The organism is Psychromonas aquatilis (genome assembly GCF_038155185.1).
In the GTDB taxonomy this organism is placed as follows: Bacteria; Pseudomonadota; Gammaproteobacteria; order Enterobacterales; family Psychromonadaceae; genus Psychromonas; species Psychromonas aquatilis.
Genome location: NZ_JBAKAZ010000429.1, coordinates 1 through 211 on the forward strand (window position 1 = coordinate 1; position 211 = coordinate 211).

1 tRNA gene is annotated in these 211 nt (G+C 38.9%); it reads left to right on the forward strand.

What is annotated here, in order from left to right:
• The first annotated feature begins 132 nt into the window (after positions 1-132).
• Positions 133-208, forward strand: a tRNA-Lys gene (locus V6256_RS16050).
• Positions 209-211: the final 3 nt, after the last annotated feature.

Sequence of the window (211 nt, forward strand, 5' to 3'; positions counted from 1 at the left end):
AATCCATTTGTCGAAGGTTCAAATCCTTCACGGCCCACCACTTTTTATATAAGCTTAGTTGGTAGAGCTACTGATGCACTTTTAATTTAAAGTGATATTAGAAAATAAAATCATACCCCCATAGTTTTATATGGGCCGTTAGCTCAGTTGGTAGAGCAGTGGACTTTTAATCCATTTGTCGAAGGTTCAAATCCTTCACGGCCCACCACTT